This window comes from Candidatus Peregrinibacteria bacterium, assembly GCA_030700255.1.
In the GTDB taxonomy this organism is placed as follows: domain Bacteria; phylum Patescibacteriota; class Gracilibacteria; order UBA1369; family JABINC01; genus JABINC01.
The window spans coordinates 1-22,625 of record JAUYJN010000005.1; the positions used below are offsets into that span (position 1 = coordinate 1).

The 22,625-nt window shown below is 37.4% G+C and carries 9 protein-coding genes; 3 read left to right on the forward strand and 6 right to left on the reverse strand.

Going from position 1 to position 22,625, the window contains the following annotated elements; translation table 11 throughout:
• The 6 genes from Q8P68_00650 to tpiA form a co-directional block, all read right to left on the reverse strand.
• Positions 1-384: hypothetical protein (locus tag Q8P68_00650; protein MDP4007681.1), on the reverse strand; the 384-nt coding region annotated here is incomplete at its 3' end.
• Positions 385-697: 313 nt separating this feature from the next.
• Positions 698-1,642: a tRNA pseudouridine(55) synthase TruB gene (gene truB, locus Q8P68_00655; protein MDP4007682.1), complete on the reverse strand. Its 945-nt coding sequence runs from the start codon at positions 1,640-1,642 to the stop codon at positions 698-700.
• A gap of 12 nt (positions 1,643-1,654) precedes the next feature.
• Complete coding sequence (locus tag Q8P68_00660; protein ID MDP4007683.1) at positions 1,655-3,013, reverse strand: UDP-N-acetylmuramoyl-L-alanyl-D-glutamate--2,6-diaminopimelate ligase; 1,359 nt, start codon at positions 3,011-3,013, stop codon at positions 1,655-1,657.
• Positions 3,014-3,027: 14 nt separating this feature from the next.
• A complete protein-coding gene (locus Q8P68_00665; protein MDP4007684.1) occupies positions 3,028-3,426 on the reverse strand; it encodes a riboflavin kinase in 399 nt (132 codons plus the stop codon).
• A 19-nt stretch (positions 3,427-3,445) separates the two neighbouring features.
• Positions 3,446-4,036, reverse strand: a complete 591-nt coding sequence (gene raiA / locus Q8P68_00670; GenBank protein MDP4007685.1) for a ribosome-associated translation inhibitor RaiA — start codon at positions 4,034-4,036, stop codon at positions 3,446-3,448.
• 121 nt (positions 4,037-4,157) lie between these two features.
• Complete coding sequence (tpiA, locus tag Q8P68_00675; GenBank protein ID MDP4007686.1) at positions 4,158-4,838, reverse strand: triose-phosphate isomerase; 681 nt, start codon at positions 4,836-4,838, stop codon at positions 4,158-4,160.
• Between the two features lie 487 nt (positions 4,839-5,325).
• Here tpiA and Q8P68_00680 point away from each other — a divergent pair, with 487 nt between their 5' ends.
• From Q8P68_00680 to Q8P68_00690, 3 genes are all read left to right on the forward strand, one after another.
• A complete protein-coding gene (locus tag Q8P68_00680; protein MDP4007687.1) occupies positions 5,326-7,437 on the forward strand; it encodes a hypothetical protein in 2,112 nt (703 codons plus the stop codon).
• Between the two features lie 125 nt (positions 7,438-7,562).
• Positions 7,563-7,706: a hypothetical protein gene (locus Q8P68_00685; GenBank protein MDP4007688.1), complete on the forward strand. Its 144-nt coding sequence runs from the start codon at positions 7,563-7,565 to the stop codon at positions 7,704-7,706.
• 12 nt (positions 7,707-7,718) lie between these two features.
• Positions 7,719-22,616 carry a hypothetical protein gene (locus Q8P68_00690; GenBank protein ID MDP4007689.1) on the forward strand — a complete coding sequence of 4,966 codons (14,898 nt, stop codon included), beginning with the start codon at positions 7,719-7,721 and terminating at the stop codon, positions 22,614-22,616.
• The last annotated feature ends 9 nt before the right edge of the window (positions 22,617-22,625 follow it).

Consider the following 22,625-nt stretch of genomic DNA (forward strand, 5'->3'; position numbering starts at 1 on the left):
GATAGCTCCTTTTGACAAATTCTTCACCGCATATACCAAAATTTCCTCATTGTCGGTTTCGGCGATTGAAACTATACGAGCTATTTTGTGCATACTGATTTCTCCTCTGATAAATGATGTGCGAAGCTCAGAGAGATTTTCATCTTCAAGCTTCCTGTCTATTTGAATTGCACGTTGTACTTGGAGTTTGCTCAGCCCTGCGAGCCTTGCACCAAACTCGACAACCGTTTCAAACCCTTTTTTCTCATAAAGTTTTCGTCTATTTACTTCGGGTATCAGACCTATGAATTTGCGTTTCCAGTGGATGACGTTTTTTCCAAAATTTTCACATAGACCGATGAGTTCTTTGTCAGAAAGTTTTTCGACAACAAAAGTTTTTTCCATGAGTTTTTAACTAAAAATTATTGTGATTTATGGGTGAATTACCAATGGTGATTTTGTGAACAAATTATAACATTCGCTCACCATTTTCGGTCAAGGTTAAAACGTGAGAAATCTTGAACCACAAGCCAAAAAACCCAATTTTAACTTGCGGTAAAATACAAATATTACATGGTGAGTATTGACTTACTTTTCGTAGATGTTTTAACTGATAAATTGGTGAGTTTTGACTGATGAAGGTGGGTCGAAAAATTACCAACTCTAAGTATGTATTTTACGTAGCGAATCCCTAGTATATTTTAATATTTTTTATGTTTCATAATTCACGCATAGCATCAATTATTTCATCAAAAGTTGTTTCTTTACTAAACATAAGTGCCTGATCAAGAGTAAAAAATCCATTTTTCAAAACAAATTGAGAAACGGTTAATCCTGCGCCTGTAGAAGAAATCCCAGTTGTGATGGACACTCCGGCTTCTATAGATGGAGCCGAGGATTTTGAAGTACAAGTGACTGGAAATAACGATTTTTCGCCCACATTATCGGTGAAATTCGGTGCATAAATATTGATTCGCTCTAGCCCAATAAGTACTGCGGGGACACCTAATTTCTCACCAAGATCACGGACAAGGGAACGGATATAAGTGCCTTTTGATACAGCATATCGAACACCACTGAGCACCGGCACAAAGCACACCTCCTCTCCAATACTCACCTCGGAAACTTCATCCATCACATAATCAATCCCGCCATCATCATCTGTAGGAAAAACTGTTATTTCACGTGTTTTCAATTCCACCTCGATGCCCTTGCGAGCAAGCTCATAAGCACGTTTCCCATTTACTTTGAGAGCTGAGAATTGTGGTGGTAACTGCTGCTGGACTCCTACAAACGAATTAAGAGCAGACACTATTTTTTCCAATTGAAAATCATAAGGCTCAGTACAAACTGACAAATCAGAGCAGTCCAAATCAAATGTCGGACTTTCAATCCCAAATCCAATATCAGCAATATATGTTTTGTTAAAGTCACTAAACCGGCTCATAGCAGAGGTACCCTTGCCAATACCTATGATCAAAAGCCCGGTTGCAAATGGATCAAGAGTACCACTATGGCCGACTTTTAACCTCTTCAGAGTAAAGCCTCGCTCTCGAAGTCCGCGCTCAAGAATACCCCGAATCAATTTCACACAATCAAAAGAAGTCCATCCATGAGGTTTATTCACAAGGAGAAAACCGGATAACTTTTCTGAAATTTCCATACACACTAAAAGTTAACTGACAAAACACTTATTCCCACTAACTTTCTCACCACCTGGAAGAGTCAATTCAAGTTCACGACTTAGAAGTTCACGAGCAACGACTCGATCATCCCATGGAATTAGTTTATCACCCATAGCTTGAACCTCTTCACAACCTTTACCGGCAATAACTACAGTATCATTTTTGCGAGCGACTGTAAGCCCTAGACGAATAGCTTCTTTGCGATCCGGAATAAGCCAAAGCCCTTTATTGCCAACGCAAGGCCCCTCTTCACGTTTTATACCTTTCGCGATATCTTTGAGAATCTCCATACGATCTTCAGTATAAGGATCATCATCCGTAAGCACTATAAAGTCAGCATATTTATCAGCAACCTCGCCCATCTTTGATCTTTTTGACCTATCCCGACCACCACCGGTACACCCAAAAATAAGTATTAACTTACCTTTTGTAAGGGGTTTGAAAATCTCACAAAGCTGTTTCAGAGAATCCACAGTATGCGCATAATCCACTACAACAGAAAAGTCCTGCCCTGTATCTATCCATTCTTGACGACCTGGGATCGGTTCAAGATCCTCAAGTGCATCCTTGATTGCATGAGTGCTTATACCATTTGCGAGAGCTGCACTGATTGCAGCAAGAGTGTTATATATATTGAACTTACCTACAAGCTTGGTGACAATTCTCTCATTGTGATTTGGGATTTTTAGAACAAATTCAGTCCCACCGGCATGTAAATTTATAAATTCAGCCGTACATGTGCCCCGATTCAATCCATATATATAAGTAAAATCTGATGCAACGTCTTTGAACTCATCGTAATATTGATCATCTTGATTTAGCACTGCAACTTTCTTCACATTTGCCTTACGTTTACCTGCGCTAAGACTTCGAAAAAGCTTCAACTTCTCCCCTCTATATGCCTTGTGACTACCATGATATTCTATGTGATCTTCATCGATTTGAGTAAGCACGGCTGTATCGACATTCACACCATATATACGATGCTGAGTTATAGCATGAGATGAAACCTCCAAAACCGCATGAGTACAGCCGGCTTTTACCATGTCTCGTAGCATTTTCTGAAGAACAAATGGTGAAGGCGTATTTTGCTTCGTCTTGTTCACCCATCTATTACCTGCGATTTGAAAATGAGTACTGGTTGTCATACCAACTTTGTGCCCACTACTTTCAAATATTTTCGCGATAAGATGACATGTAGTTGTTTTACCTTTTGTTCCGGTCACACCTATAACGGTCATCCGACTGGCAGGGAACCCATAATAAACAGCAGCGGCCACAGCTTTTAACTTATGATATGCGAGCCTAAAAGGATGTCTATCCGGGAAAATTTTTTTAACGAAATCCATTATTTAAAAATTATTTAATCTGCGCATGTAAATTCATGCTCGAAAAAAAACTTCTTCGCTTTTTTCACATCTTTCTCTATTTGCGCTACTAGATCATCCGGATTTGAAAATTTCTCAACACTGCGGAGTTTATGAAACACCTCTGTATGAGCCTCTACCCCATATAACTCACGATCTTCAAAATCAAAAAGATAAACTTCAAAAGTCTCGGCTCCATCAAATGTATCCCGAGGCCCTAAATGCATAACCCCAAGGTACTGCGCATCCGGCAATGAAACGCGACATGCATAGACACCGGTCTCAAACTCACTAAAGTCCGGATAAACCAAATTTATAGTAGGAAACCCTAGAGTTTTACCCATACCGGCTCCACGAATTATTGGGGACGTAACCGCAAACAATTCTTTTATCATATCGAATTCATATTAAATATTACTCCAAATCACCGGCCATTTTTGGCTCAATCACGCCATACGTATTATCTTCTTTTCTATAAATCATAGAAAACCTATTTGTATCCAAATTCTCAAATATAAAACAACTATGTCCGATCAATTCCATCTGCTCTATAGCTTCTTCTTCGTGCATAGCCTCTGTATTTGAATAACGTTTTCTGCGAGTAATCAAAACCGGTGGAGGGGTAAATTCTTCATTTACGATGCGTGGGATCTGTATACCTGCTGATTCCATCACCCATCTACCCTCTTTGTCACGTTTGTGACTTCTCGATGCATAACGATTCACCTGTTTTTTTAATTTTGCGACAGCCAAATCTATGGCTTCTGTAACCTGATTCGCATGAACTTCTGCACGCAATATAGACTTTGGCACAGCCATAGTAATCTGACATTCTACATGCTTACCTTCTGTCCTATTTACAGCTTTCTTAATTTCAACTTTAACCCGTGTCGAAGGATCGTCCACACGATCACCAAGACTCCCCAAGGCTGCGATCTTATCTGTGACATACGACTTATGCTCAGGATTTACCAATATATCGTGCGTAGTGATATCTATCTGCATATTTATAGGAGGTTAAGAATTAATGCCCTTTCGGTAAAAGATTATAACGGAAAGGAAGAAGCAGAGAAAGAAACAATCAATATTTCCTGTTTACAGAAATTCATTTCGCAATTAAAACCGCCTAATATTTATTTGAATGAGCCAACTTTATACCTTCAACCAAATCCAATAAAGCTTTCTCCGGATCTAGGGCCTTCATAATTCCGGAAGCTATGAGTATACCGCTTGCACCAAGCTCAAATGCAATTTTTACATCTCGACAATCCTTAATACCGGCCCCAATAATCACCTTGCCCTCGCCTATAAATTCAACAGAACGATCTATAATTTCAGGATTGGCAGTTGAAACAGAGATATCACCACCTATGAGCTCTGTAGGCTCAACAGCTATCATATCAGGATCAAATTCAAGGAATGCTACGCCCTCTTCCGCACTCTCAGCACACACTATTTGCTTGAGACCAACTTCTTTGGCACGACGAATACAGTGAGCAAGTTCATCACGATTTATACGTTTTTCGGAATGATTTAGAAGAGTTCCATATGCTCCAACATCCTTTACAGCTTCAGGCAATACTCCACCAGTCCCCTTACCACATGAAATAGGATCAATATGTTGTACAAACACAGGGATATCCACAGAATTAACAATCTCTTTGAGATCAAGTGCTGAAACGGCAATACCTATAGACACGCCAGTCTCTTTTGCGACCTTTTCATGGATTTTTGCCATGCGGACTGCGTCCGCCCCAAAGCCTTCATCATAGACTTTGAAATTCGTAATAATCAGTGGAAATTTCATAATAAAAAGTTACATAACAGAAAGAAATATAGTACACATGAACATAATCGACAATAGATAGATTTGTGTAATAGTTTCAGACATTTAGAACAGTGTAGTTGAGACGTTGCTTTTGTAAGCGGAATTTGATGGCTCCGAACTTGAGAGGCGGAAGAAAATGCTTGGTCTTTTGTGGTCGTTTTTCATTGAAATACTTAAGCGTCTTTAAGTTCATCATATGCAATTGTGAGAGTGAAGTAAACGTCCTTCCTCGATATACTTTAAACCACTGCCAACGTATCTTTGCCAACTGTTTTTCTTTTACTTCCTAGTGAATTTCGAGTAATTTTGCTTTGGACATCGTGTGTTTGGGTTAAGTTATAGCGATTTAATTCTACCACGGTGTCCTAAATGTGTGTGTACTATATAACATATTAAAAATAATACTTGACGCGGGCGCAACAAGGTTATACAATCACGCCTTATAATAATTTATAAATCTACAATTATGTCACTGGACAAAAAAATAGTCGATGATAAAGAAGTAATGGAAATTATAAAAAATGCACTTGGTCTTGGTGAAAGTGACCTTAGTAATATAACGCCTATTTTACCTGCAATTGACTCAAAGGCAATCCTTGCAAAATTTGACGAAGAAACCGCATCTTTACAATCCAATCCTAAAGAAGCATTCACACTTCCGGATTTCAATGATTTAGAAGTTAAATCTGATATAGAAGAAGAAAAAACAAGGATTTCAGAGATAAAAGCTCAACATGCAAAAACATTATATCAACTTGCACAATCGGTGACCAAACGTGAAAAAATCGCTGTCCAAGCAGAAATTGAAAGAGAAAAGGCAATCATAGAATATTTAGACACTCTAATCAGCGCATATGAGTCAATGTTAATCGTCGCAAACAATAAATATGAATATAAAACTTTGTACGAACGAACAGCGGCTGAACTTAAAACTAAAATTGAAGAACTTGATAGTGACATTCAAGCTTTAAAAAAAAGTAAGCAAGCAGCTGAAAGCCGAAAAGAAACTGCTACAAATACAGTTATACGTAAACTAAAAGAGATAACATGGCTTCAAAGTGAGAAACCGAGTGAAGAGATAAAAGCAAATAACACTCTAATAGACACTCTAACACGTGAACTAGAGGAGAAGGCTACGCAACGTGATGCTGCAGACACAAATTTACAAACTGTAAGGAGAGAATTTAATGATATAAAAGTATCTCCAGAAGAAGAAAAACTAAACGAGGCAAGAGATACTATAGCTAAGAGAGATGAGGAGATCAAAGAAATTGAATGGGAAATAACGAAGGCCGTAACAGAAAGGGATTATGGCCTTATGGGAACTAAAGCCCAAGAGTGTCTAAGCAAAATTGCAGAAAAAGAGCAAGCGGCAGGCACACTCGCCGACCTTATGAAACAAATGCTAGGAAAGCCTGAAGAAGATATAACCAACTTATCAGAAGAGGAGCTTGAAGCGAAATTTAATACTACTTACGCAAAACATTTAGATGCACGAAGAGATATACAATGTAAGATAGAAACACTGAATGAAGAATATAATATTTTAGATAGAAGAATTGAAGAAATAGAAGTGCAAATATCTAAAACACGTAAAAGAAATATAGATGTTCAAGTATATTTAAATGATGTAAATCTAGTACCTAAACTACATAAAGACAAAGAAGCATTTTTAGCAGAGGAAGGGAAGGAAGCTACGATTATAGACGAATTAGAAGAACGTATATCAACTTTAGATGAACTTAAAAAGAAACTTGATGAAGTACCTGTTAATAATGATGAGAGAGAACTTAAGGCAGATGATTTCAGAACAAATACACTTGAGCCTTCTCAAAATAACGTAGATGTTGCTATCAAACTGGTAAAAGAAAAAAGAACACTCGCGGAGACTATTGATAAAGAAGTAATGGAAATTATACTATTCAGCTCAGAAGAAGCAAGAAATGAAAGCCTAGTAAGAAGATTAACTGACGAAAACAGAAAAATTCTGCGAGCACAACTAGTCGCGACACTAAGCGCAACCTCTCAAACTACTGAGGTTTCACAAGCAGTCTTTGATGAATTAGCACAACTAGTCGCGACACTAAGCGCAGCCTCTCAAACTACTAAAGCTTCACAAGCAGTCTTTGATGAATTAACACAACTTAAAGAATCAATCAAAATAAGAAATGTAAGACAAAATCGTCTAATCACAGCTCTTATGGTTGCTGCTTTACTTTTAGTTGGTGGTAACTTCTTCAGCGAAGACAGTAACAATACAAGTCTAACAGGATATGATGACAGGACGGAAGAAGAGGACGACGACGATAACGATACAAGCGCAGAAAACACGGATGACACAAATAGTACGGAAAAAACTGAAGCTACCACTGCTGCTCTTACTTGGATACCCTCCTCCGCAACTACCCCTACTCAGCAAGAAGCCCCTACCCCTGCTCCTACTTCTACTCCTACTCCAACCCCTCCTCCAGCTACTAAAAAAGCAAAAGCGCCTGCCACAAAGAAACCTGCTTCAACAGAACCTACACCTACACCTACCCCATCACCACCAAACCCTTGGAGGAAACCAAACATATAAACCACACTTTATAAACACGAAGAAGGCATGAAAGATGTTTTTGACCGAACCGGTTTAAGGGGACAAACCTAGATGTTTTAACAAGATTTGCAAAAACAGAATTTGGCATAGAACAATCTGAAATAATGGCGATTCTTAAAGAATTAACAGAATATTTATCAAAAAAGGGAGAGCTTCAACAATTAGAGGTATTAAAAAATTACTTAGATGAGGCGACTAGACTGATTACAACATTCCCACGCCTACGTCAAGCTGAGGTTCCTTATTAGGGACCTCTTTTTATGGTAAAATATAAAGATTTTATAAATGTACATAAAAAAACTATCCCGCTAATGCAAAACTTCCACTGTCAATTCACCCCCTCTAACTCATTCGACTCATCTCGTAAGTGTTTTTCACTCGAATCAAGGCTAGTTTGGGCAAAAGAAGCTTCAGAGAACGGAGAGAGTAGTCCTGCCGAAATAGCAAGACATGCTATAACGCCGGAAAAGCTAGGGGAAGCTATAGTCAAACAACTTAGAAAGATTCTAAAAAAAGATATCCTTAAGGTAACTAGTGATAGTAAAGCCAGAGAAAGCACATCGCAAGAAGTAAGAATTGGAGGGAAGAACTATACAATTAAAAATGATGATTTAATACAGCTTGGATCACATCAATTAACTCGATCACTAACGGCCTCTCCACTTTGGGATGATATTAAAACTGCAATTCCAGATATAAGCAGTAGAAAAACAGAAATCATAGATTTGATGAGTTTATACAAAATTAGCATGACATCTCTTATACCAAAGGATGTATTTTGGCTTAAAACACTAAAAGAGGGGCTCTCTGAAACAGATAGAACAGAACTACAAGAGCTGGAAGATGCCTGGAATGAAACCGCCTCTCAGGACAGAGGGGAATTCAAAAAAGAGATGGAGAAAGAGTACAAGGCGGCAGTGGAAGATTCTAGAAGAAAAATGGAAGATGAAGAGGCGAAAGAAGCAGCTAAAGAGGGCCGTGCTACATCAGCACAAATGCGTGAATGGAAAAATTTTACCGATAAATTTAAAACAAAATCCGGCACAGTCGATAAATGGGAGGGTCTTACACCGGAATTAAAAACGCTTACATTAAGTAGTAATGATTTTACTGATCTTTTATCCATAGATGACATAAAGGAAACAAAATTTATAAGAGAAGATGCCGAAGGGAAGGCATTAACATTTGAAGCAACACCGGAAGAAATAGCCCTATTTGAAAAAATAACTGCATTCATTGGGGGGAATTTAGGATTTGGAGAGAACGTAATAAGGAATATGCAATCTCAAGTATCAAATGATATCTCAAACCCAACAAGCGAACCTGAGCATATTAAACAAGCGGAAGGAATGAGATTAGTATTAGTAAACTTGAGACAATTTGCAACCGGTTCTCACATATTCAAGAAAATCCTTGAAGATTTCAAAGGAAAAGATTATCAAACATTCTATGGAGCTTTCTACGACAACAACGGTAAGTTAACAAAAAGTAATAGCAAAGGACTAGGGAAATACATTTCAGACCTTGGATTAAAAGATGCTCTTACAACAGAAGAATATAATAAGATATTCCTTGTTGTATGTCCAGCTGCAATATATCAAACTTGCACCTCTTTAAAGAAAAAAGAAGAGGAGGCGGAAGCAAAAAGTGAACGTAAAAAAATCGCAGAAAAAGAGGCTGAAAAAATGGCGAAAGCGGAAATAGCAAGAATGAATGAGGAAAACGAACGTCAAAGAATTCAAGCACAAGAAACTGCAGAAAGAGAACAAAAAGAAGCGCTGTCCGCACAAGAAAGAGCAAAAGAAGATGCTAAAAAAGCAGAAGAAGAGGCGAAGAGACTTGAAGGTGAAAGGGCCGAAGCGGAGAAACATGATAGAGAATTAAAAGCACTTAAAGAAAAAGTAGGAACTGCTAGCACAAAAATGAAACAATATATTGACACTGTTAACCCAAATACAACTCAATGGGTAAATTTAAAAGACTTATCAGAATTACAAAAACCAATTCAGGACGAAGAAATCGAAAATGCAAATGAAGAAAACACATTTGAAGATTTACGAAAAGAATATATTGAAAAGGCAATAAAAATATATATGAGGGATTTAAGAGAATTAAATGCGATAGATTTCGCAACAAAAGTAAGAGGAGATAGCGTTTATGTAGAAAGTAAGTCAAAGGTAATACAAATCCCAGGGGGGGATACAACTACTATACCAGCGAAAAAAACATACATATCATTAACTATTTTTACCCTTGCACTAGAACGAACCGGGCTCAATGAGTACAAAAGATATTACTCAAGAGAGGCGAAGGATACGAGAGATGCCCTGTTGGCAAAGGCTACAAAAGCATTTGAAATTTTCAAAAAAGCAGACACACCAAATGAAGACATAGCCCCGGAAGATCTGGCAAAACCGGAATTCGCACAAATATTTGCTGAATTTAAATCCGGATCAGCTCCAGCCATCGCTTCAAACACGCCAAAACCAAAAACACAAGAAAAACAAAATCCATTTGATGATCTCGGGGATGATGCAAAGTTTACACAAACAAGAGGAAATGCACTCAGATTTGCGAAGTCAGGAAATATGAATAAAGCGAAACCATTATATGAAGAGGCACTTAAGTATGTAGAAGATAATTACAACCTTGGAGAAGGGGCGAATTCAGTCAAAATAATAGATAAGTACCTGGCAGTAGGTATTGAATACATAAACTATCTTTACAAGAGCATGGGAAGCAAAGCAGACGTAAAGCATTTTAAAAAAACCGTCGAACGCTTATCTAAAGTAAAAGATTACTGTCATGAATTTAAAATGCCTCTAGCTCAATGGGAACGGGCTTCAAGTCAAATACACGAAATAAAACTAATAAAATTTGGAACTGGCCCTGATAAAAGTTCAGAACTAAACTTCGCTGCACAAATAGCAGATCCAAGGGCCAAAGCCACATTTACAAGAATAGAAAGTAATGCAATAGAAGATACCAAGGGTGAAAAAGAAGCTTCTACATTTTTCTTTGAAGGAACATATACATTTGAGAATATAAATACAATCTTTACACAGAGCAAGCTCACGATAAACAACGTCGAAGTATCCTTAGAAAAAGGTAAAAAGTATAAAATAGAACAAAAGAATGGTGTTTCAAAAATAATTGAGATTATAAATAAAGGGACGTTACCAAATGGCGACACCCGTGTCACCTACAAAATAGATGATAAAACAAAAACTATTGTCATACCAAAGGATGGTGAATACAAAGTGATAGTCGAAGGTAGCATTGTGTATAAAATACCTTCAGTGGAAGAAATAGACGTCGCAAGCCTAAACAAAAGATTAAAGCAACTTGGGAAAATCAAAATAACAGAAGAACCCACTGAAGCTATTGCAGAGAGTAAAGATGTACAAGAAGAAACAAAACCTGCAATCGAAGAAAAACCAAAAGTTCACTCATATGGTCTACCGGAAGATAGGGCTGCGCTCGCCGGTTACATAAAGACAACCGAGGAACTATATATAAATAATGGAAATATAGTTAGTGCATCGATTATTGCGGAGACAATAGAAAAGGAATTTCCAAATATGGAAGGTGATGCTGCTCTGTATTTTGCAGATATGTGTATGGCTATAGCTGATGGTCTTTATAAACAATTGGCAAATGATGAGAGGACAGATTATGCAGACGTGGATATACGCTTAACTGAAGCGTTAGAATATTTTGAAAAAGCAAGTAAATATTCAGAGGTGGCAAAAGCTACCGGAAGTATAATAACCAGTGAAGTCCTAGATCAAAATCTAAGTAGTCATAGCTTGGGACAACTACAAAGAATTCAAATAAGTGATATTTCCGATTATAAAATCACAAGAACTTTTGATGTAAAAATAGATCCGATTGATAAAAAAATATCAGAGAAAATCAGTGCCGCAATTGAGGAAATAAATAAAGAGCGGAAAAAAACTAAATTCAAAAAATCATACATCAAAGATAATAGTATATTTGTTTATGTTTTCTCAGGAGACTCAATAAATAATAGCATAATCGATACAACGACAAAGTCACCACTATCTCTCAAAGAAATAGATGCTAAAAGAGTTGCAGACTTGGCCATCGCTGAAGCAGAGTTAGAAGTGGAGACGCAAGAAGAGCATGTCGCAGAACCTGTGGTAGAAACCGAGGCGGAAAGAATCACAAAAGAATTTGATACAAAAATAGCATATCTTATGAATGCTGATGAAAAGCCTGAAGTCGATGAAATGCTAAAACAAAGAATTGATTTCGATCAAATACTCGATTTATATAAATTGACTGAATTTGGAAGTTCAGACAAAAAGACAAGTTATGAAGGTCTCGCAGAGAAATTCATAAGTCTTGCGATAGATGGCATGATGTCAAAAATGGAAAGTTCATTCACTATTTCTCAAACAAATAATGGCAGAAGACAATCATGGTTAAAAGATAACAAATACTCTACAGAAAACTTCCTTGATTACTACTTTGAAAAAATGGGTGTTAAAGAATTTAAGACGAAACTCATTAGCAATGAAGATATTAAAGAAAAAGCCGAAACACAATTAAATGGAAGTGAATATGTAAAAACCGCCCTACTCTTCGATGTTTCAATTAGTGATAAATTTAAAGCTATAGTATCAAAAGCAGATACAAAAACTGTAGGTGAATGGATTTACCCGGATAGAGTGCCGGACCCTATTACAGATGCAGGACTTTCAAAGATGTTAGCACCTGCAAGATATTTAAGGTGGGTTAAAGAAGAAGTCTTCAAAGATCAAAGAGATCTGTTCCATGAAGATGATAGAGATGCTGCAGAAAAAATAATAAAAGATTTTTTGATAGCGAATCTAAGCAATGATAGCCTTAAAAAAACTGCTGAAGAAGTAAATAAATATGAAGAAGTGCCAATCACCGATCTCGAAAATGCAACAAAAGAAATCCTCGCTACAGATATATTTATGAATGCGGCAACACTTGAAAGTGAGTTGATTGAGAAATTTGAAAACAAGTCTGATGGAACAAAGCAAAGGCTCGCAATCAGTTCAACAGACGGTGATAGTACAAATGAAGGTATAAGATTCAGACAACTTGCACTGGTTGCATTCAGAGAAAAATTTGAACACTTCAAAAATGATACGAATAAAGCACCATATAGCTCAAGTGAGGCATTGAGAGAAAGCTGGCTAACCGTATATCAAGCTTACAATATCCAAACATTCTCACCAAAGAGCTTTGAAATATTTGAACTAACTGATGCGCCTCGGCACATAGACAGAAGTGACCCTCTAGATAAAGCTCTTGGAGATTTGATGCGTGATGCAGTGATGTATTTCGCAGAAATATATTTGAAAGAAGCATTGCAAGAAGCGAAATTTAACGGAGTTGATTTCCGGGCGAAATTTGCAGTAAAGGACGGTTCAGGAAATATCACATACGATGAAAAAGCATTCTTCCGTGCTATTGCAGAAACAGAAATACCTGATGCCGAAGGCGACATATATGCATCGCTAGATTATGTGACACATTTCTTAAATGATTTTGATTCATTTAAATTTGAAAAAAGGGTTGCAAAAGCTATCAATCCGGAAACAAAAATACTCGATACAGCCTACGTATATTCAGGGGATTCTAAAAAAGTGGAAACATGGAGAGATGGAGCAAAGGAAACTACAGAATCTTATAATGAAAACGAAATTAAAAGTAATAAACCAGCCTTAGATTTCATCAAATGGTTTGGAAAAGAAACAAAGTCAAATGTTCCAAAGAAGATAGATCCTAGTGTGCTTTCGGCAATGACCGGGAGGCTTGTTGCAACTTTAAATAATGAACCTGTCCCAGCTGAAGTTGCTTCAACACAACCGGAAATAATGGTGGGAGATGAGAAATTTACACTTGAAGCTATAAGCGAGGCCGTCACCAAACAAGGACTCATGGACGGTAAACGTTGGGATCAAATCAAGATAAACGATATATTTTTAGCAAATATAATGCTTAATTCAGCATACGTCGATGATGCTGTTAGAATTTATATGGAAGGTAATAAAGATGAAGCAAATGTTGAAAATAGAAATGGGTTCTTCTACAGATATCTAAGAAAAACTTATAAGAAAAAAGATAGGGAAGCCTTATTAGCACTTACTCCTGACAAACTCACAGACAAGCTTAATAAAGAATATGAAATCCCTCGTGAACATCTAGTTCATAATTTCGATGTAGCCGGAAAATTAAGAGAATATCAAGAAGAAACGCTTGGAGCAGAAAGTGTCACGGCGACACTTGAGCGAGAAGAAGATGAACTAATAGCAGAAACAAGGAAAGATGAAGAAGATGAAAAAACTACTCTACGTAGCAAGGCTGCGGAGATTGAAGACCAAAGAATTCAAGCCATCGCCGAAAGATTAATTGATAGTGATGCTCTAGCAGCTAAAACTCTAATAAAAGGAATGAGCCATCAAGAATCAAAAGCTTCAGAAAGAGGAATTTCTGAGGCAAGAGATACAACTAAAACGACAGCCGAATTCTTGAATAGAACACCGGATGCGGAAGTCCAAGCAATGTTTGATAACATAAATGCATTTATAAAATCAGAGATTAATAATGCCGATCCAAAAGCAACTCAACTTAGAGCTGCTCAGATTGTAATCAAAGATATTTTAATAAATGCTGCGCATGAAAATGGTATAAGACCTCCACTTAAAAAATATGATCTCGGACAAGTACTCATACTAAATAATTTACGCATCGCAAATCATTTGGTAAATGTTATGCAAGATCAATCTACTGAGATGGTACCTGAAGAATTAGACCAAATGCTCACAGAGTTATTTGAAAAAGATGATACATTTAGAGAGCTACTTTTCAGAGACGGTCTGTCACTCGAACCACTTAAAACAGCTTGGATCGAAGCAAGAAACAAAGAACCACAAAAATTAACAGCCGACCTACTCCGCGAAATACTTCTCCGTCTTCCAAGTACAGAAGAGCAAATCAAACAAATCCCAAGTGAAATAATGCTCCGGTGGTATGAGAAAACAGCTGACGGCGAACTCGTATTCAAAGAGCAATTAGATACAATGAAAATCGTCCTAATCATACTAAATAGTTTCGGATTTAGAATCCAATCTCTTGATCCGCCAACTACTTCTTCTGAAAATGAATTAGCAAATGAAGTACTCACACGAATAAAAGATATCCTTAATATTTATCACCCTCGTAACGAAGCTCTCGGGGACAAAAACAAGGATGGAGAACCGGGCAGGGATTACACTCTTAAAGACCCGTATAAAGCTAAACTTTTAAGGCTCACACCTTTGGCGGAAGCTGCGACATTTGAAGACGCAAGTTCAGCTGAAAAATTTGAAACATTAAAAGCTGCCTTCTTTGACGCAATAGGAAATGTAAGGGATCGCCGAGACAGAGCCTCAACTCTGGAACCTTACCGAGAAGTTCTAACTTATCTCAATGACAAGGATTTAAGTGTTAATACAGATAAACAATATATGACACTATTTTACGAGACCTTAATGACAATGAAGGCTCCTGAAAAAACTGAAGTCATAAGAAGTGAAGAGTTAACCGTACGTGAGCAAGTAATAGATGCTGAACGCACAAAACTTGCAGAAGAAACAAATTTACAAAATTCATTACTCGAACAACTTTATAGAGAAAACGTATTAATAGATGCAAAAGAAACGATCGATGAAACGGGAGGACTCAAACTAAAAGATTCAAAAGTTGACTTCAGTAATTTACAACATTTAAGTCGCAATGTATTCTCAGAAAAATTCAGATACGCAGTCAAAGGCGGGGAATTTCTAACGGGAAAAGAAGCGGGAGAAGCTTACGGAACAGCACTGAACCTCCTACTTTCAAGCAAAGCCGCTGATAAATCAATTGTCGGGTTCGGTGATTTTGCACTAAGTAAATTTTATAAAAACACCGCCGGAATAGATTCCCCATTACAAGCGAAAGAAAAATTCTTCAGTGATTACAAGGACATAAAAGATGTTTTAAAAACTATCGCAGAACATCAGGATAAAAATCCTGAAATAGAAGGATTCGAAAAAGGATATGAAAACGAACCTTGGTACAAAGCATACAAACCACTTGCGAAACGTACGGCACGTATACTTTATGATCAACTGCAAAGAGATGGCGTACTAGAGAAAAAACTCATAATAGACCCTAAAACACTTAAATTTTTAGAAGAAACACTACTACGTGGAGAAGCTCCTAAAAGTCTGGAAATGATGGAGACTGAAATGGAAAGCTATATGGTAAGCAGCTCGAAAATTATAGATGTATTAAAGAAAATCAATGAAGAAATCGGTATTGTAAACATGATCGAAAGTACCGAAGAAAACGCAGATCAAACAAGGCTTTATACAATTACCGGATATAGTCGGTTACACTCTCCATACAATGATAAAAATCAGCCGGAATACGTTTCATTTGCAGAGTACCTGGAAAGACTACATCTACTGCAAACTCAGATGAATATTTACAATGGTATGGATAGAGAAATGAATAAAGAAACATCGCCTCATCAACTTTGGCTTAAAAAATGGAAAGAAAAAAGTTTCGATAAAACAACCAAAGAAACATATAGATGGTTGACCGGTGATTTCACTACGAGAGACCAAGGGGAAATGATCAATTTCTTAAACGAAGTTCTCAACAAATATAATAAAGAAAGGCCGGAAATCTTGAGATCCGCACATAAGCAGTGGACGCTCGAAGAAATCAAGCAAGCTCGCAGATTTGATGCAATGCATGAAGGCATCGCTGCAAATAACCAATTAAATGATCCAAGATCATACAAAGACAAAAGATTTGGCACATTACTGGAAGACGCAGAAACTGACGCAAACTTACAATTTGAAAATCTCAAAGATGCTTCCGGACCATGGAGCGAACATGACATTGCATTCAACTACGGACTCACAAGTGAGAATTCAAGACTGCAAAGTTTCGAAGCGGTTTACATTTCAAATAGAATGAAAAAAGATTTCGTTGAAGCGTTAAAGTCACTCGATATAAGACCACCGGAAAAGAAGCAAAAAATGATAGATGCTTTCCAAAATAATCCTGACGATATAGCCAAATTATTTTATGCAATTCTTGGCAAAGAAGAAACAAGGAAACGTCCAGGGTTCTTCAAAGTGAATTTCGAAGAAGTAAAAATAGGAACCGATAGAGTAAAAAGACCTTGGGCGGTAATGGATATTCCACAAGTAGACTGTGCGAGTTTCTTAGAAAAAAATCAAGAAATAATTCAAGATTTAACATGGAAGACCCCTACTCTAAGAGAGATTGTACTTGCCAAAGGAACCCCTGGATTCATCGAGTTTTTCCAAAGAGGTGAAGTCCTCGAACATATAGTATATGACCAATCAGAAGCAGCAATGGCAAGGTTACAAACATCAGAAAATCCGCTTGATAGTTTGATGGAATACACACTTCGAATTCATGAAATAAGCGATAGAGGAAAATCAATCGACAGACCAAACCGTGCAGAATTAGAACAAAAAGCCAAAGAACAATATACGGATTTATACGAGATGTATGTAAATCGTGACTCAGCATGGCAACAATATACAAGCAATACATTTGTGATGAGCAACGACCCTGAACTCAAAAAAACAGAAGAATTGAAATTCAAAGGTAAATATGCGGACAAACTCCTAAAAGACGGTATCTCGACTATGAGCTTCATGCTTGAATACCCAATTACATGGGATACAAAATATGACAGATTTATAGATGTTGATACTGTTCATAATTTGTATGAAGCAATAGGGATTCTATTTGCCGAGAATCTAAGTGGATTTGGAGTAGACAATGAAAATATTGAAATAAGCACACTACAAAAACTTCTTATAATACGTGATTCAAATGAAAAGATTTTTGATGCAAACAATAAAACGAGATCGGATCGAATGTCTAAATTAAAACCTAGACACATAGATGCTATAGCGACTGCGATGCAGTTCGGAAAAATCTACAAAAAAGCAATCGAACAAGGTGAAAATAGAAAACAAATGGTATTTGATATTTTTAGAAGTAAAAAAGATGGAGGTATAGATATAGCCTCATTGTTGAAAGCACAGGACGTGGCATTTAAAGCGAAAGGTGTCGATCTTACAGCTGATGAACTTTATAAAATAGGTGATGACCTACGTACAAGACTCGCTAACAACACACTCAGCCATATAGAACTAAGTCGAGATATGGAGGGCGCAGCCATAGAATATATGGACTTCCGAACTTTACTTGCCTTCCCTGTCGAGGGTTACGAAGGCATAGATGATGAAGTATTCATGCAATGGAAACTGAAAGTAAGTGGACAAGCAAAAGAGCTATTCACCGAAAGAATGCGCCATCTGGTCGCACCATTCATTGATGCCGAATTAACACCTTCAAACCTTGATAAAATTCTACAAGCCTATGTTGATATACAAGATTTAAAGCATAAACAATTAGAAATTAAACCGTATGGCGATGAATATTCCAATATAGAAAGTGAAATAAAAAACATAGATAAAAAGTTAAGCAAACCTATGCCGCCGGAGGCAAAAACAAAGCTTGAAGAAAGAAAACAACGTTTGATAATTGCCAAAGAAACACTAAAGAAATCAAAAGAAGATTACGATGCACTAAGTACAAAAATTGGAATAATAAATGATATATTGGAAAAAGAAATCGGAATTGATTATGCGGTAGAAAAATTAGAAAAATTACTTGTAAATGATTATGGTGAACTTTTGAGAAAAGCTGTAACTGATTTACCGAAAATCGATGCTGCGAGCTTCTTCGGAGGATTTGGAATGAATGTAGATGTTATGGCGGAGAGAGCACAGCTCGGATGGAATGCGGGAATCAATCTGCCAAAAGAACATCGGATAGATCTAATGCTAACAGTCACTCCGGGAGACGGAGCCGGCGTTCAAGCCGGAGGATCAAAAGGATGGAACGAGCTCGGTGCGGAGGGCAGAGGAAAAGTACAAATTTTCGCGCATGGAGGATTTAATGCGGGACTAAATGATACGGTAGCAAGGTTCAATGGAGGAGTCGAATATTCAAAACTTGAAGGCGGAAGACGTGAGTCACGTGGAAGTATAGGAGCCTTTGCAACTGCAGAAATAGGACCGGATGGAATCAAAGCGACTATTGGAGCTATGGCTTCAGTCGGGGGATTATCACCTGAAGAAAAGGAAATAAAATACAAAAAAGAACTTAAAGCCGGAAGGGAAGGAATTCTTAAAAAAGAATACGAACGCGTCGATGCTTACGTAGAAGCTACGGTTACAGGGTCTTACGCTGAAAAAGAAGCTATAAAAAAATCCATAATGGAAGCCATGGAAGATGTGTTCTTAAGAGCTATTATAGATGCGGAGGCCGGACGTGCGGCAATGCCAAAAACAATAGAATTAACAAGATTCGAGGTCGGAGTAAGTGTCGGACTGGATAAAAATATAGCCACTCTCGGACTCCCTGTACAATTACATATGGCATTTGTATTCTCTGTAGATGGGAGAGTTTTTGTAACCAGAGTTGCAACACCGGAACACATAATGGATGAGGCCTCTGACAATGAAATAATGAGAATACTTGAAGATGAAGGAATTAAAGCCGGAGAAATGACACTAACTTCTCCACTAACTATCGATGACAACAATATGCTTTCAAGTGCAACGGCCAGAGGAATGATCGAAAGGGCTGAAGATGCAAAAGACATACTTATCAAAGTCGGTGAAGGTGGAGAAAAGATATATACAAAAAAAGGTGATGAAGGTCTCAAACTCAAAGGTGCATATGAAAAATCAGTCACACTTGGGAATTTGGAAGAGGCAAAAAGCAAATTCACCGAGGATTTCAATAAATACATGGACATATATCGTGACAAAATCAAAGCGGCACAAATCAGACTCGAACCAATTCCGGGCGATATCCACAAAAAACGTCTCGTACTTTACAACACACCTGGAATCACAGAAATCCACATGGATCCGACATCTGAAGATTTAATGGAAATAGATGCAAATGGGAATATGATTTTCGACTTCGCATCGGGATTCCCGATTATCACAAAAGAAGTATTTGAATTCGAAGCGGAAAATTACGGGGCAAATACGGTAAATATAATTACGATCAAATTTAACCGTCATCTTTCACGTAAACAAATCGAAGCAAGTGAAAGAAACTATTACACGGTGATGAGAAATGATGAGGACACCGAAAGCAAAGCTATTAAAATGACACCAAGACGAGCAATCGAGCTCGACTTAACTATGGTCGAACGTGCCAAGAAAAAAGACACAGAAGGGTTCTTCCAAGAAATTAAAGCTCTATACGATCGCTCTAAACACATCGATGCAATGCATCACAAATTCATAGACAGATTCGGTGGTATCAAAGCCGTCGACCCAAGATATGAGTATATTTCAAAAGACAGAGTGGAAGATATTAGTGATGCCGTAACAGCTTTTATACATCCTAAGCCTACAAGCGATCCTAAACGAATAGATGAACAAAAAGCTCTAATCAAAGATATCGAGAAATACTTCACTTTGAGTATAAAAATAAATGAAGATGATAAAAAGGGAAGGCACAGGCTTGAAGAGAAAGATCAACTTGATTTACTTCCAACACAAGTTCAAGAAACTAAACAATTAATTCAACTTATCCAAAAATGGTACAAAAAAGAATATGGAGCAGAACTTAATAACTATGAACTTCAATACTTCCTAGGTCAGATGGTCTTTGAAACGTTCTACAATATTCATAGATCAAGCTATACAAATAAATCTTATTTTATAAGTGCTGATGAAATATTCACTGATAATGGAACGATAGACGAGCCGGGTAAACGAGAAAAATTACAAAAGAATATGGGTTCACTCTCAAATCCTGTTTACAAAACAATGCAAAATTACCTTGCTCATCTACATGGATCAGGAAGAGATATGGCAAGGAGTGTTGCGGAAAACTACGTAAACAATCACCCTATTCAAGGGCAAGAAGCAAATAGAGACGCAAGAATAAAAGCTTTAACTGAATCTTTGATTGGAGATAGTGAGCAAGAAGTCCATAGATTGATCATGGAGAAAATGGAACTATCTTCGATAGAAGAAGCAAAAGAATATTGCGACTATCTAGCTTACAAATATTTCAAGGATCGAGATTCTGCTGGCTATGACGGCAAAGGGTACATAGCAAGAGAACAATTAAGTTTCATACCTAAAAGAATCGAAGAAATCGAAATTAGACTCAAAACTCCAGAAACAATCAGAGCATTCTACGGAGCATATGAAAATATATTTGAAGGAAGTCAGGCTGACATGATTCATGATGAAAATTCTATGCTACTTACAAGATTAAATGCATCGTTTGCATCTGCAAGACATTTCAAAGAAGATGTAGTTAATCCAAGAGGCTGGTACAGTGCAGGTGGACGTGCAGTAGAGGCTCTAAGTGCAAACTTCGGAGGTCTACGTAAATCATTTATATATGACCTTGGTGATCCAAAAGAATCAGAAAAGGCACGTGCGGTATTTGAATACATGAGACCACTTCCAAGGCTTGGTAGAGAAGACGGAGTCGAATATAACCCACTATCAGATGTAGATTTCTTCCAAACCGGAGACGAAGATATCAGATTCGCAGTTCGACAAGAAGAAGCACCCATCCACGATCCAAAAAGAAAACGAAGGATTTCAACAAAAAGTGAGTTAGAAGATGCAATAACAAAAGCAGAAAAACTTTACGAAGATATCGAAATCACAATGCAAGACGTAAAAGAATATTTATCAACTCCTATGGGTCTCAAAGTCCTAGAGTGGGCTGGAATGTTCTTAAAAAAAACAGATGCAGATATAATGCTTGATCTATTTTCAGAAGTAAGAGCTGTACCTTACGACGACCTAAAAAACAGAGAACCACTAACTGAACCAACAAAAGCTGCATTCGTAGAATTTGTAAATATAAATCGTGTACTTCGTGAAATAGAATATTTCAACGCAAACCCCGAAGCTCACGAAGATGCATTCTACACCGTAGGTCTTGGCGGTACAGAATACGAAGCTCAAATAAGATACATACCTGTTGAAAGAATCGAGAGTGGTGTAAAAAAATTAACTGATTCATTCAATATAATTGAAAACGATACTGACTTTGATAAAAATATATCAAAATTCTTAGGAGATTATGTTGAGATTGAAAGTACCGAATTAACAAAATTACTAGACAATACAAATGGAAGAGCAAACTGTATCAGCTATCTCAAAAATCATGAGAAAGAAGTCGGATTTGCTAAGGAAGAAATAGATGGATTATTCAAAGATTTCAAAACTAGAGAGTCAGCTTTAAGGCAATTCGCAAGAATAATCGCACTTTCGAAATTCACTCCACTTTCAAAACAAGAAAGAGAATCAATTTTGAAATCAAATGATGCCACAAAAGAAATAAGCAGAATGATAACGGAGGAAAACGAAAAACAATATTTGAATCAAAAAAATAGTCGAGTTATGCCAGACGGCACAGTACAGGACGTAGTACCTGTGGCATATATATTCAAGAGTTCTGACCCTGAAAATGTAATAATCGTAAATGCAGGAGGTATATCTGCAACCGGAACATTCCTGAAATGTGGTAACTGGTCAACTCTAGCACAAGAGCAATTAGCACTATTTGTGCAAGAACAAAGAACTACAGTATTAGATGGCGGCGGAGCCGCCAAAAAAGTAACCGGAGATGTAATCAAACCTAAGATGGAAACCCAATATGGTGAAGGAGTATTCGGAGTATCGGGCGGAGGTAGATTGAAGGTGACACCTCCAACAGATATAACTCATGGTAAAAATAATACAGATACAAATAGTACAAACAGTGGAGTAAATGAAGGATATGAAGATATTCCAATAGACGATAATGGTGAAGTAGACACAATCACTGGTGACAAAGGATCTTTTACAGTCACTCCAACTGAAGCGGGTGCCACAACCGGAACATCCGGAGGGAAACAGTCCCCGGAGGGAATTTCACTACGCAGAGGTAATCAAAATCCTGAGACTACAGAATCTAAACCAAAAGTAAAACAGCCTAAGAAAAAATCTGATGATGAAAGTGAAGAGGACTTAAGTGGAATATAAAAAAACCCT